This is a genomic window from Segniliparus sp. (assembly GCF_051660745.1).
Taxonomy (GTDB): domain Bacteria; phylum Actinomycetota; class Actinomycetes; order Mycobacteriales; family Mycobacteriaceae; genus Segniliparus.
On sequence record NZ_JBOFQF010000026.1, the window covers coordinates 1 to 13205 of the forward strand.

The window sequence follows — 13205 nt, forward strand, 5'->3', positions numbered from 1 at the left end:
AGTCCCCCGCCGGGCGCAAGGCCTCGCTGCACAAGCCGAACCCGGACGGCGGCCCGAGCATCATCACCTCGCTCGTCCAGTACGGTCCCACGACCGAGCAGGTCCTCAACACCTGCGGCCAGTTCTGAGCATGTCTCGACCGAGCGCGGCGCGCTGGCCCCTCGCGGGCGTCCTTGTGGCGCTCGCGGCGGTCAGCGCGCCCCTCGCCTCGGCGGATCCGGGCGATCCGCCGCATCCGGTGCCCTCGTGGTACCCCAATCCCGGCCCGCTCGAGTCCGCGCCGTGCACCGCCGACCAGGTCTTGGACGCGGTCCAAGAGGTCACTCCCGATGTCTGGGCCAAGCTCAACGCCAGCGACGCGCGCGAGGGCAAATCGATGATCCAAGCGCGCAACTGGCTGCTGGGCTACCTGAAGAACCAGCCGGGGAACCGGCGGATCAACTCCAAAGCGCCCAACGCCCACGAATACCGGCCGTACTGGATCAACGACGTCGGCGGCCGGATGGACGCGGTCGTCGCCGCGTGCGGCAAATTCCCCCCTGGCGGCAGACAGCGCTAGCTCGGGCGGCCCTGCACCGACCTCGCCCTCGGCTGCATAATCCGATCCTTGGGCTTGTGAGCTTTTCGGCGCCGCGCGTCAATTTTTCCGCCGTTTCCTTGTCACTACGACGACGGCATGCGGACATTCTCCGGACGTACCTTGGCTGGATATCGTCCACCGCCAGCGCCACCGGAGAGCCCCATGCCACCGTTTGTTTCTCGACGTCTCTCCAGCGTCGTGCTCGCAGTCTGTGCCGCCGCAGGCGGACTCGCCCCGACGGCGGCGGCCGACCCCGTCCCCGCGACGACCCCGACGCAGGACCCGTCGAACTCGGCGAAGCACACCTCCCAGGCCATCGACCTCACGTTCTTCCGCAAGACCCCGTGCAACGCGGATCAAATTCTCGACGCGATTCAAAAGGTCGCCCCCGACCAATGGGCGCTGATCAAGAAGGAGCCGAACGGGTCCCGCAAACAGAAGTGGGTCCGCAACTGGCTCGTCATGATCATCGGGTCCGTCGGCGCCCGTCCCGGCATCCTCGACGTCGACGAAATCGACAATCTCTTCGGCGAATCGTTCTGGAAGCAGATAACTCCGTACCAGGACCAGATCGCGGAGGTGTGCAGCGGCGGCGATCTGCGCCCGGCGGACAAGACCGGCCCGAAGGGCAAGAAGGCTCCGAAATTCGATCCCGACTACAGCTCGGGCCCGCCCGCGACCGTCCACTAGGGCCCCCCGCAGAGGCGCCGGACGCTCTTTCTCGTAACCCGATGTTTTCAAACATCGGGTGAACGAAAAGCGGCTTCCTGATACACTCGTAGCCCTGAGCTGCTCGAAAGCCAGCTCAGGGAGCTGCGAATCAGGAGTGGTCATGCCAAGGTTGTCTTCCGCCCGCCGGAGCGCCGGTCTCGCGTTCGCCGGACTTGCCGTGCTGACCATGGGCTCCAGCCCGAACGCCGCCGCGGACGACAACGCGATCGGCCTCGATTTCTTCAAGAACACCAAATGCTCCGCGTGGCAGATCTACCACGCGATGGAGCGGGTGGCGCCCGAGGAGATCGCGAAGATCAAGTCCGGACCGGTTGGCAGCCGCAGGCAGAAATGGCTGTTGAACTGGCTCATCCGCACCCGTGAGGCCACCGACGCGGGCTCGGTCATCCCCGCGTACGAGAACAGCACCGGCGGCATGTTCGGCGACATCGACTGGCGCACCCGGTTCCTGCCCTACGAGCAGCAGATCTCCGAGGACTGCTCGAAAGAGAACGGCTGACCGGCCCAGCAGCGCGTCCCATTCCTCAGGCGTACTCGCGCTGAGGACGCCTCTATGTCTCACCTCTTGCCGCCACGAGCATGCGCGTCGAAGCACCATCGCAAAGCCCTCGCTGATCCAGATGGATGCATCGCAAGGCCGCAGGCGACGACGCGTACGTGCTAGCGAGGAACGAGCGGGGTACGCGAGGAGCCGAGAACGCCGCGAGGCGCCATCTGGGCAGTGAGCACTACGAAAGGCGGGAGCGGAGGGCCTGAAGCTCTTCCCCGAGCCCCTTCGGGAGCCGGTCGCCGATGAACTCGAACCACTGCTCGATGCCGGGGACCTCGGCCTGCCACTCCTCGGCGCGGACCGCGATCGCCTCTTCGACATCGGCGCGGTCGGCTTCGAGCCCGGCGAGGTCGAGCTCTTCGAACTTCGGCGCGACACCGATGGGGGTCTCGACGCCCTGCGCTTTGCCTTGGACCCGCTCGGCGATCCATTTGAGCACACGGGAGTTCTCGCCGAAGCCCGGCCACAGGAACCTGCCGTCGTCGCCGCGGCGGAACCAGTTCACATAGAAGATCTTCGGCAGCTTCGACTCGTCGGCCTTCTCGCCGACCTCGATCCAATGCTGCAGGTAGTCGCCGATGTGGTAGCCCATGAACGGCAGCATGGCCATGGGGTCGCGCCGGATCGCGCCGACCTCGCCCTCGGCCGCGGCGGTCTGCTCCGAGGAGAGCGTGCTCGCGAGGAACACGCCCTGGCGCCAGCCGAAGGACTGGGACACCAGCGGGACCGTGGTCTTGCGCCTGCCGCCGAAAAGGATCGCTGAGAGCGGCACGCCCTTCGGGTCCTGCCACTCGGGCGCGACGGTCGGGCACTGCTCGATCGGGGCGCAGTAGCGGGAGTTCGGGTGGGCCGCCCTGGTCTTGGACTCGGGGGTCCAGTCGTTGCCCTCCCAGTCGGTCAGATGCGCGGGCTTGCCGCCCATGCCTTCCCACCAGATGTCGCCGTCGTCGGTGAGCGCGACGTTGGTGAAGATCGAGTTGCCCCCGGCGAACGTCGTCATCGCGTTCGGGTTCGAGCTCTCGCCGGTGCCGGGCGCGACGCCGAAGAACCCCGCCTCGGGGTTGGTCGCGTACAGCCGCCCGTCCTCGCCGAAGCGGATCCACGCGATGTCGTCGCCGATGGTCTCCGCCTTCCAGCCGGGGATGGTGGGCTGGATCATCGCCAGGTTGGTCTTGCCGCAGGCGCTGGGGAAGGCCGCCGCGATGTAGAAGACCTCGCCCTCGGGGGAGGTGAGCTTCAAGATCAGCATGTGCTCGGCGAGCCAGCCCTCGTCCCGGCCCATGACCGAGGCGATGCGCAGCGAGTAGCATTTCTTGCCCAAGAGTGCGTTCCCGCCGTAGCCGGAGCCGTAGCTCCAGATCTCACGGGTCTCGGGGAAGTGGGTGATGTATTTGGTGCTGTTGCACGGCCACGGCACGTCGGCCTCGCCGGGGGCGAGCGGCGCGCCGACCGAGTGCAGCCCCTTCACGTAGCTCCCGTCCTTGCCGAGCAGCTCCCACACCGGGACACCCATGCGGCTCATGATCCGCATGGACAGCACCACGTACTCGGAGTCGGTGAGCTCGACGCCGAGCTTGGGCTCGGGGGCGTCCAGCGGGCCCATGCAGTACGCGATCACGTACATGGTGCGCCCGCGCATGCTGCCCTTGTACAGCCCGGTCAGCGTTTCCCGCATCTCTTTGGGCGCCACCCAGTTGTTGGTCGGCCCGGCGTCCGCCTCGTCCTCGGAGCAGATGAACGTGCGCGACTCGACCCTGGCCACGTCTGCGGCGGCCGAGCGGGCGAGGAACGAGTTCGGCTTGCGCTCGGGGTTCAGCCGGACGAAGGAGCCCGCCGCGACGAGCTTCTCCGCGAGGCGGTCCCATTCGGCTTCGCTGCCGTCGACGAAGACGACGTCGTCGGGAGTGGTGAGCTCGGCGACCTCGCGGACCCAGGAGAGCACCTCTTGGTGCTGGGTCGGGGCTTGCTCCAAGATCTTTTCGAGGACGGGCTGGCTGAAGCCCTGCTGCGTCGACGCGGCCTCGGCGATGTTCTGGCTCAAGAGTTCCGACCCTTCCTGGATTTTTTCGTCAGAGCAGTTGCCCGCTGTCCATCATCTCCCAATGCCTGTGCACGCCTTGGCGGTCGCCGGTCGGCTGGGCGGCAGAAGCCGCGTCAGCCGCGAAATGCCAACGCTCGTAGTGGCCCTCATGGTCCACCCGGTACGCGTAGTCGGCGACGCCGTCGTGGTCGACATCGGTGTACACCGTGATGTCGTGATCAGTGGCAACGGTGCACGTGTCCATTATCCCGTCCCCGTTCGCGGACACCGTCGGGGGGCCGAGGTCGACCATGCTCGTCCCCTGCTCTGCCCACATGTGCCCATTGCCCCCATGCCCGTCCGCAATGCCCTCCGGGGCAGAGGGCAGCCCCGTGAAGGCGGAGAAGAATTCATCGGCCATCCTCAAACTCTATCCCCTCGCAGCGAGCGCGGCAACCGCAGGCGGCGCTTCCCGCCCGAGATCTCGCTAACCGTGTTGATCTGCGGCGTTCGCGAGCGCCACGAGGCCTTTGCGGATCGTGAAGATCTCCGACCGCTCGCGCTCGCGCTGCGAGCGCAACCGGGTCAGCCGCGTGGCGATGTCCTTCGCGGTCTGCTCGAGCTCGTCCATCCGTTGCTCGCTCCGCAGCCGCTGCCGCACGAAAAGGTCGTCGAGGACTTGTGTGAGTTCGGTCTCCGCGTGGAGCAGGCCCGCGGTGATCATCTGCTCCAACTGGCCCCGGCGGTAGGCCACGGCTTCCGTGACCCAGGCCACGGCCATCTGCCTGCCCGACGAGAGCCTGCGGATGGAGACGACGGCCATCGCAATCGCGAGGCCGAGCACCGCGACGAGCGGCACGCTCCACGCCGCGAGCCCCGGCACCCGCTGGAACGGCAGCACGGCGATCCGCCCGAGGCCGACGCCCGCCGAGACGCCCAGGAGGACGACGACGAAGTCCTCGATGCCCCAGGAGCCGAACTTCGGCGGGTCGAGATGCTCCTGCGGGCGCAGCTCGGGCTGCGCGAAGAGCGAGATGGCGCGCAGGTCCGGGCGGCCGAGGACCGCCGAGCTGATCGCCGCGATCCGCCCCTGGCACGACATGGTCACCCGCTGGTCGAGCTCGAGGATTTTCGGCTTGACGACCTCGATGAGGTTTTTCAGCTCGCGCCCGGACGCTTTGGACGCGCGCTCGCGGACCTGCGCCGACGTGGACCGGGCCATGGAGTTGAGCTCGACCGCGAGGTCGACCCGCGCCAGCTGCAGCTGGCTGCGCAGCATGTCGCGGCTCTCGGTCCGGCTCGCGTCCTGGTTGCGGTGCTCTTGGGTCCGCTCGCGCAGCACCCTGCGGTGCTCCGCCGAGAGCGCCTCCTCGGGGGCGGGGTCCTGCGAGCGCATCCCGGCCTCGGAGAGCTGCCCGTCGAGGTAGCGCAGCCAGTTTTGATACGTCCGCGTCTCAGCGGGCACGCTCTCGATCCGGCGCAGGTCGGCGGCCAGCTCGCGCAGGCCGGAGGCCGCGCTCCACTGCCGCACCTGCAGCGGGTCGTGCGCGTTCATCGCCAGATGGTGCAACCGCGCGGAGACCGGGTGCAGCCGGGCGGAGGCGAACCGGGGGCCGAGGCCTTCGAGCGCTTGCGCGTCCCTGGCCTGCGTCCCGCGCCAGTTCTCGTACGCGTCGATCTTCGTGACCGCGAACGCGATGTGGTGCACCCGCCCAGCGACGGCCCGCACCACGGCAAGGTCCGTCTTGTCGACCGGCGCCCCCGCGTCGAGTACGACCAGCGCCGCTTTCGCCCCGATCAACGCGAACGCCGCGAGGTCCGCCTCGTTGACCTCGCGCACGTCGATGCCGGGGGCCTCCTCCGCCAACGCCGCGATGAGCTCGCTCTTCCCGCTGCCCGCCGCGCCGACGACCGCGATCGGCCCCGTCGCGGGCGTCGCGGCGTCCAGCACGAGGTCCGGCTGGAGCCTGCGCAAGATGGAGCGGGCCCGCACAGGCCAGTCCTCCTGAGCGCCGTCCCGGCTCACGCTCATGCCGGATGACCAGGTCGTGAGCGCTCCGCCCACGACCGGAGAAAACCGACGTGCAAGTCCCATGCGAGGCCCGCCGCCCTCGGATCCGACGAACGCGTCCCGAGCTCGCGGAATCGGACCGCCCGGTCCAACGCCGCGCGCGGATCGGCGGACGGGCCCGCGCCGTCCCCCAGTTCGTCCTGGCCGAGCACGCCGCTGCCGAGGGCCGCGTCCATGCGCAGCCGCGCGACCGGGGCGCCCGCCAGCATCGTCTCGATCTCGTCCCGCAGCACCCCGAGCGCGGCGGCCTGCTCCAGCTTGGCCAGGAACTCGCTGATCCGGCGGGCCCTGGCCTTGACCGCAAGCCCCTGCAGGCTCGGGATGAACGCGCCGAACCCGCTGAGCTCCCGCAGCAGGTCGGTCAGCACCTCCGGATCGCGGTACGCCTCCACATGCAGCGCGCCGAACGCGCAGTACAGCCCGTAGATCCCGATCTCGCGCAGCAGGCGCTCGCGCTCGGCGGTCCCGACCGGCGAGCCGCGCCCCGCTTCGAGGAACAGCTCCGCAGACGGCGGCATCGTCTCCTCCGCGTCCGCGATGGCCTGGAGCCAGCCGTACGTGACCGCGTCCACCGACGCGTTCGCGAGCAGGGCGACGGCGGGGAAGACCGGATACCCCAGCTCCCTCGTCGACCGCGCGGCCGCTTCGCCCGCCTGGTCCCACAGCCCGGAGTCGCCGGGGGTCGAGATGGTGTCGCATTTGTTGAGCAAGCCGCAGGCCATCGTGTTGTCCACAGCTTTGCTGGCGTCCTTGTCCGCGCTCCGCGCGGCGGCGGCCAGCACATGCAGGACGATCTCGGGCGGCTCCTGGCTCTGTTCGAGGTCGCACTCGACGAACGCCAGCTCGCCCTCCAACGGCGGGGCGAGGACCTGGACGACCTTCGACTTCCCCACCCCCTCTCGGCCTTTCACCGCGACCCGGATCGGAGCGGAGAGCACCTTGCCCAGCTCGTCCGCCGCCGCGAGTGCCCGTGGGCCGGACCGCTCGGCCGCCGCCCGCAGCGACGACACCAGGGCATTGGCCTCCCCGCGCGAAGACCAGCGATACGCCCCCCAGGTCCCCTGTCCGCCCCCACCGATGTCGCGAGGGCCTGCAGAACGCTCCCCATGGCCTCCCATGTCCGGGAGTCCGTTCGTCATCGCCGCTCCTAATTCCACGCATGCGGCGCTCCCAACCCCAGGCGCGCTGCACATGCCTGACGGGCACTCTAGCAAAAGTCAGAGCGCGCCACGGCGCACGACCCTCTCCGGAGGTTTCGCCACGAGGGCCAACGCAACGCCTCCGACCTGGGGAGGCGTTGCTTCGTGAAGAAACCTCCCGGATCCGGCACACTGGTAGGCCTATGACCGCACAGACTCCCCGCCGCCCCGTCGCCGTCACCGTCGGCCGCCGGGGCACGCTCTCCCCCGCCCTGCAGGACGTGTGGGACCGGCTGTGGCCGCAGCTCGGCCACCGAATTGTGGAGGGCGACCCCGAAGGGACGCTCCCCGACCTCGCGCAGTGGTTCGGCCGCGAGGCGCCGCTCGTCCTCGACATCGGCTTCGGCAACGGGGCGGCCACCTTGTCCCTGGCCGAGCAGCTCCCCGACCACAATGTGATCGGCGTCGAGCGCTACAAGCCCGGACTCGCCCAACTGCTCCAAAGCCTCGGCGAGCGGGGCGTCGCGAACGTCCGGCTGCTGCGCACCGACGCGACCGGCCTGCTCGACCGGCTCGCCCCCGGCTCCGTCGCCATGGTCCGCGTGCTTTTTCCCGACCCGTGGCCGAAAACGAGGCACCACAAACGCCGTCTCGTGAACCTGTGGACCGTCTCCCAAATCGCCGAACGCCTCTGTGTCGGCGGTGTCCTGCACGTCGCGACCGACGACGCGAACTATGCTGAGGCGATAGCTGGCAGCCTTGCCGACGAGCCGCGCCTTGTCGCTTTGCCAGCGGAGCGCTCCGTTCCGAGCCGTCCGACCACGGCGTTCGAGGCGCGAGCGCAGCGGGCTGGCCGCTCGGTGACCGAGTTCGTCGTCAGCAAGCGAACCACGGGCTCTGGACACGAGCCCGGAAACGATTGAGGAGCACACAGACTTGTTCGGAGCCATCGGAGCCTTTGTCTATAGGGCACGTATTCCGGTCATCGTCGTGATGGCCGCGATTTTCGTCGCGCTGGGGATCTACGGGATCGACCTGCCCAAACACCTCACCCAGGGGGGTTGGTACGCCGACGACAGCGAGTCCGTCCGGGCCTCGCAGCTCGCCGACGAGAAGTTCGGCAAGGACACCAAGTCCGACGTCATCCTCTTCATCAGCGCCACCGACGAGGGCGGGAGCGTGGAGAACCCGGCGATCGCCGACGCGGTGTTCAACCAGCTGGAGAAGATCAAGCACGACCACGCCGACATGACGGTCGACGTCTTCAGCCTGTGGGGGGTCTGGAACCACGCCGCGCCCCAGACCTGGCCGCAGCCGACGGCGGACGGCCACGCCCCCGCCGCGATCCCGATCGTCAAATCGAGGCTGGAGAGCCCCGACGGCAAGCACACCTTCGTGAGCATCGGTGTCGCGGGCAAGGACGACACCGAGCGGGTCAACAACTACCGCGCGGTGAAAGACGCGTTCAACTTCTCTGTGCCCGGCGCGAAGGTCGAGGTGACCGGCCTGCTCTCGGTCACCGACGCGATCAACGAGACGATGGGCAAAGACGTCTTCCGGATGGAGATCCTCGCCGTCCCCCTCACCGCGCTGATCATGTTCTTCGTCTTCGGCGGCGTGGTGGCCGCGGCCCTGCCCGCCATCGTCGGCGGGCTCGCCATCCTCGGCGGCTACGGCCTCATGAAGATCCTCTCGGAGCTCACCGACGTGAGCGCGTTCGCGCAGCCGGTGGTGAGCCTGGTCGGCCTCGGCATCGCGGTGGACTACGGCCTGTTCATCGTGAGCCGCTTCCGCGAAGAGCTCGCCGAGGGCTACCCCACCGAGGTCGCGGTGCGCCGCACGGTGCAATCGGCGGGGCGCACCGTGGTCTACTCGGCGCTCTTGGTGGTCGTCTCCATCGCCTGCGTGCTGCTCTTCCCGCAGGGCTTCCTGCGGTCGGTGGCATACGCCTGCGGCGTCTCGATCACGTTCGCGGCCTTCATCTCGCTGACCGTCCTCCCCGCGATGCTGGCCGTCCTCGGGCCGCGCGTCGACGCGCTCAGCCTCGACACGATCCTGCGCTTCTTGCGCCTGAAGTTCATCGCCGACCTGCCGATCATGCGCTACTTCAAGCGCACCCGCAGCCGCGAGCAGGTGATGGACAGCTTCTGGGGCAAATTGTCCGCGTGGGTGATGAACCACCCGGTCAAGCTCATCATCCCGGTCGTCGCGGTCCTCGTCCTGCTCATCATCCCCGCGCTCAACATCCAGTTCGCGGGCATCAGCGAGAAGTACCTGCCGCCGGACAACGCCACCCGCCTCGGCCTGCAGCACTTCGAGGAGACCTTCCCGAAGGAGCGCACCGAGACGCTGAAGCTCATGGTCCTCGGCGGCGATCCGCAGCAGCTGGGCGACATCGCGAGCCAGGCGAACGCGATCCCCGGCTTCACCGGGCACTTCGCCTTCCCCGACGCCGCGCACCCGGACCCGACGCACCTGACCGACGGCGTCGCCGTCGCCGAGAACGGGCTCATCGACCGGGGCACGGCGGGCGAGGCCGTGCACCGGCTCCGGGAGATCAAGGCCCCGGCAGGCACCACGCTCTGGGTGTACGGCGCCCCCGCGCTCGAGCAGGACAGCATCGACGCGGTCTTCGACGGCTTCCCGCTGATGAGCGTGCTGCTCGTCATCATCACCACGATCATGATGTTCCTGGCCTTCGGCTCCGTGGTGCTGCCGATCAAGGCGGTCATCCTGTCGGTGCTCTCGCTCGGCAGCACGCTCGGCGTGCTCACCTGGATCTTCCAGGAGGGCCACGGCTCCGGCCTGCTGAACTTCACCCCGTATCCGCTGATGGCCGTGGTGCTCGCCCTGCTCGTCGCCCTCGTGTACGGCCTGTCCTCGGACTACGAGGTCTTCCTCCTCGCGAGGACGGTCGAGGCCAGGGGCCGGGGCCTGTCCACCGAAGAGGCGACGTGCGAAGGCGCGGCGAGCGGCGGCCGGATCGTCACGGCGGCTGCCCTCGTGCTGCTGGTGGTGGCCTCGGCGTTCGGCTTCTCGGACCTGGTGATGATGAAGTACCTCGCCTTCGGCCTCATCGCGGCGCTGCTCATCGACGTCACCGCCGTGCGAATGATCCTCGTCCCGGCCACCATGAAGCTGCTCGGCGACGAGAACTGGTGGGCCCCGAAGTGGATGCACAGGCTCCAGGAGCGCCTCGGCCTCGGCGAGATCGAGCTGCCGGACGAGCGGCACCTCATCCCCGCCGCCGCAGGCGGCTCCGCGCCCGCCCCGCCCGTCGTGCACACCCAGCGCCCGCAGGGCTGGGAGGGCTCCGCCGAGCAGCAGCAGCAGCCGGTTCCGGGCCAGTCCCCCGAGACGGACCAGTTCGCCAAGTTCGGCGACGGCGCCCCGACCCAGCCGATCTATGTCATCGACGACGAGGGGCCCATCGACCAGCAGGAGTACTGGTCGACGCACGACGTGCCCCCCGCGCCGTCGCGGCGGGCAGAGCCCGCGCCGCAGCAGTTGGCCGCATGGGGCGCGCAGCCGCAGGAAGCCCCCCCGTCCGCCTGGACCGCTCCTGCGCCGAGCGCTCCGGCTCCCGCATGGGACACGGCGGCTCCGGGCGATTCTCCCCCACCCGCGTGGGACACGGCTCCGGGCGACTACACCTCGCAACGTGAGGCCAAGCAGAAGGCCCAGGCCTACCAAGAGGCCGCCGTGGAGGCCCTGCGGGCGGGCAGCGCCCCCGCGCCGCAGCCGGAGCCGGTCGAGCAGCCCCAGGCGTACCGGGAGGCCGCTGTGGAGGCCCCGCGGGCGGCGAGCCCGGACGAGCCGGAGCAATCCGCCCCCGAGCCGGGCGAGCACCAGCCCCAGTCGCCGGACGAGGAAGACTCGCGCTTCATCTCCGCAGGCAAGCACCACCCCGGCGCCCCCGGCACGCTGAGCCCCTGGGACCTCCTGCGCAAAGCCAGGGGTAACGACTAGTCCCGGCAACCCCTTCGGGGAGCAAACGAAGAGGGCCGATGCGAATTCGCATCGGCCCTCTTCGTTTCATGTTCATTTTTGTTGCGGCGAGGAGCCGGCCCCCGAAAGCGTGGCCCTGCGAAGAGCCGCGCGGCGGCGCATACGTTAATATGTTGCCGGCAACATAAACTATCGAGGGGCCGTCGCCAAAAGACGGCCCCGCCACCCGGCGCAAGCCCAACACGACAAAGGAATCGAAGATGGCCCACCACGAGCAAGTCGACACGCAACCGCGCTTCCGCCGAGGCGAAATGCTCATAGTGCACGACATGTTTCGGCGAGAGTTCGCCCTCATGCCGAGGCTCGTTCTCGACGTCGCGACAGGCGATCGCGACCGCGCGGGCGTCATTGGCGACCACATCGCAGGCATAACGAGTTTCTTGCACACCCACCACGTCCTCGAAGACGACAACGTCTGGCCGTTGCTGCTCGACCGCTGCGGCGAGTCGGTGGCCTCGCTGATGGAGCTGATGGAGGCCCAGCACCACCAGCTCGCCGAGCTGATCCCCCAGGTCGACGCGGCCGTGAGCGCCTGGCGCGACAGCCCGACCGCCGCATCCCGACAGGCCCTGGCCGACGTGCTCGACCGACTGGCACCCGTGCTGAAGGAGCACCTGGACACCGAGGAGGGCCTCGTCGTGCCACTGATGGAACAACGCATCACGGCCGCCGAATGGACCGGGTTCCTGAAGGGCGAATCAGGCTCGGTCGACCCGGACTACGCCCCGCTCCTGCTCGGAATGATGATGTACGAGGGCGACCCCGAGAGTGTCGAACAGGTCATCGCCACCACATCCGCCGACACCAGCCCCGCAATCAAGGAGCTGGCCGCGTCGGCGTTCGCGGCCCACTCCCAGCGGGTGCACGGCACGGCCACCCCGCCGCGCAGCACCGAGCTCTGACCGCCACATCCGCGACGAAGAGCACGTGTCGTCGCTCACAATATTTATGTGGTCGGCAACGTATATGTTATTATGTGGTTGGCAACATAAATGACCGAAGGAGCTGCACGATGACCACGATCTGGGACCCCTACGAAATGGGGCCGTTCCGCTTGGAGCACCGGCTCGCGATGTCTCCGATGACTCGGAGCAGGGCTAACGCGGACGGCACCCCAGGGCCGCTCGCGGTCGAGTACTACCGGCAGCGGGCCGGGCTCGGCCTGTTGATCACCGAGGGGACGCAGCCCTCCGACGACGGCCAGGGCGGATACCTCAACACCCCCGGCATCTACACCGAAGCCCATATCGAAGGATGGCGGGCCGTCGCGGACGCCGTCCACGACGAGGGCGCTCGCCTCATCATCCAATTGATGCACGTCGGGAGGATGTCGCACCCGGACAACACGCCGCACCATCGGCAGCCGGTGGCGCCCTCGGCGATCGCCCCCGGCGTGCAGACGCACACCGCCGCCGGACGCAAAGACATTCCCACGCCCCGCGCGTTGAGCACCGACGAGATCGGGGCGACCGTCGACGACTTCCGCCGGGCGGCTCTGGCCGCTGTCGCGGCAGGGGCCGACGGAGTCGAGATCCACGGGGCCAACGGATACCTGCCGCAGCAGTTCCTCGCGCCGAACGCGAACGTCCGTGAGGACCGGTACGGAGGATCGATCGAAAACAGGTCGCGGTTCACCGTGGAGGTCGCGTCGGCTGTCGCCGACGCGATCGGTCCCGAGCGCACCGGAATCCGGCTCTCGCCCGGCGCGCGGCTCGGTGGATTGGACGAGGGGCCCGAAAGCGGCGAGCTGTACCGGCACCTCGTCGCCGAGCTCGCAAAACTCGACTTGCTCTATCTGCACCTGTACTACTTCGCCGAGGACGACGGCCTATTGCGCGACCTGCGCTCGCTGTGGCCGAACACGTTGCTGTTGGTCCGAAACGGACGAGGCGTCGAGCAGATCGGCGACGACGTGGCGCGCGGTTTGGCAGACATCGCCCCGTTGGGGTGGTCGGCGTTGGCCAACCCCGACGTCGTTGACCGGCTTCGCCTCGGCGCGGTCTTGAACGCGCCGGACCCGAGCACCTTCTACGGCGGCGGAGCCGCTGGTTACACCGACTACCCGACGCTCGCCAACGCAGAGGCGTGAACGCGTAGGTTTGAAC

General features: G+C 68.8%; 11 protein-coding genes. 7 read left to right on the forward strand and 4 right to left on the reverse strand.

Features of this window, described 5'->3' with window-relative positions; translation table 11 throughout:
- Window positions 1-130: 130 nt before the first annotated feature.
- From ACRC20_RS06580 to ACRC20_RS06590, 3 genes are all read left to right on the forward strand, one after another.
- Entirely contained in the window at window positions 131-559 is a 429-nt protein-coding gene (locus ACRC20_RS06580; protein ID WP_438685556.1) for a hypothetical protein, read from the forward strand.
- A gap of 183 nt (window positions 560-742) precedes the next feature.
- Window positions 743-1270: a hypothetical protein gene (locus tag ACRC20_RS06585; RefSeq protein ID WP_438685557.1), complete on the forward strand. Its 528-nt coding sequence runs from the start codon at window positions 743-745 to the stop codon at window positions 1268-1270.
- A 142-nt stretch (window positions 1271-1412) separates the two neighbouring features.
- A complete protein-coding gene (locus tag ACRC20_RS06590) occupies window positions 1413-1811 on the forward strand; it encodes a tat pathway signal sequence (protein WP_438685558.1) in 399 nt (132 codons plus the stop codon).
- Window positions 1812-2040: 229 nt separating this feature from the next.
- Here ACRC20_RS06590 and ACRC20_RS06595 read toward each other — a convergent pair whose 3' ends face one another.
- The 4 genes from ACRC20_RS06595 to ACRC20_RS06610 form a co-directional block, all read right to left on the reverse strand.
- Window positions 2041-3837: a phosphoenolpyruvate carboxykinase (GTP) gene (locus ACRC20_RS06595; protein WP_438685677.1), complete on the reverse strand. Its 1797-nt coding sequence runs from the start codon at window positions 3835-3837 to the stop codon at window positions 2041-2043.
- Window positions 3838-3931: 94 nt separating this feature from the next.
- Window positions 3932-4303 (reverse strand): DUF6802 family protein, encoded by a 372-nt coding sequence (locus ACRC20_RS06600; protein ID WP_438685559.1) that lies wholly within the window; start codon window positions 4301-4303, stop codon window positions 3932-3934.
- 66 nt (window positions 4304-4369) lie between these two features.
- The gene (locus ACRC20_RS06605) at window positions 4370-5914 is read right to left on the reverse strand and encodes a hypothetical protein (protein ID WP_438685560.1); all 1545 of its coding nucleotides are present in this window, start codon (window positions 5912-5914) and stop codon (window positions 4370-4372) included.
- The gene (locus ACRC20_RS06610; RefSeq protein WP_438685561.1) at window positions 5911-7092 is read right to left on the reverse strand and encodes a UbiD family decarboxylase; all 1182 of its coding nucleotides are present in this window, start codon (window positions 7090-7092) and stop codon (window positions 5911-5913) included. Before ACRC20_RS06610 ends, ACRC20_RS06605 begins: the two co-directional genes overlap by 4 nt.
- Before the next feature lie 203 nt (window positions 7093-7295).
- Here ACRC20_RS06610 and trmB point away from each other — a divergent pair, with 203 nt between their 5' ends.
- The 4 genes from trmB to ACRC20_RS06630 all read left to right on the forward strand — a co-directional run bounded on the left by trmB (window position 7296) and on the right by ACRC20_RS06630 (window position 13189).
- Complete coding sequence (gene trmB / locus ACRC20_RS06615; RefSeq protein WP_438685562.1) at window positions 7296-8015, forward strand: tRNA (guanosine(46)-N7)-methyltransferase TrmB; 720 nt, start codon at window positions 7296-7298, stop codon at window positions 8013-8015.
- A gap of 70 nt (window positions 8016-8085) precedes the next feature.
- Window positions 8086-11061 (forward strand): MMPL family transporter, encoded by a 2976-nt coding sequence (locus ACRC20_RS06620; RefSeq protein WP_438685563.1) that lies wholly within the window; start codon window positions 8086-8088, stop codon window positions 11059-11061.
- A gap of 308 nt (window positions 11062-11369) precedes the next feature.
- Entirely contained in the window at window positions 11370-12002 is a 633-nt protein-coding gene (locus ACRC20_RS06625) for a hemerythrin domain-containing protein (RefSeq protein ID WP_438685678.1), read from the forward strand.
- Window positions 12003-12112: 110 nt separating this feature from the next.
- Window positions 12113-13189, forward strand: a complete 1077-nt coding sequence (locus tag ACRC20_RS06630; RefSeq protein WP_438685564.1) for an alkene reductase — start codon at window positions 12113-12115, stop codon at window positions 13187-13189.
- Window positions 13190-13205 lie beyond the last annotated feature (16 nt).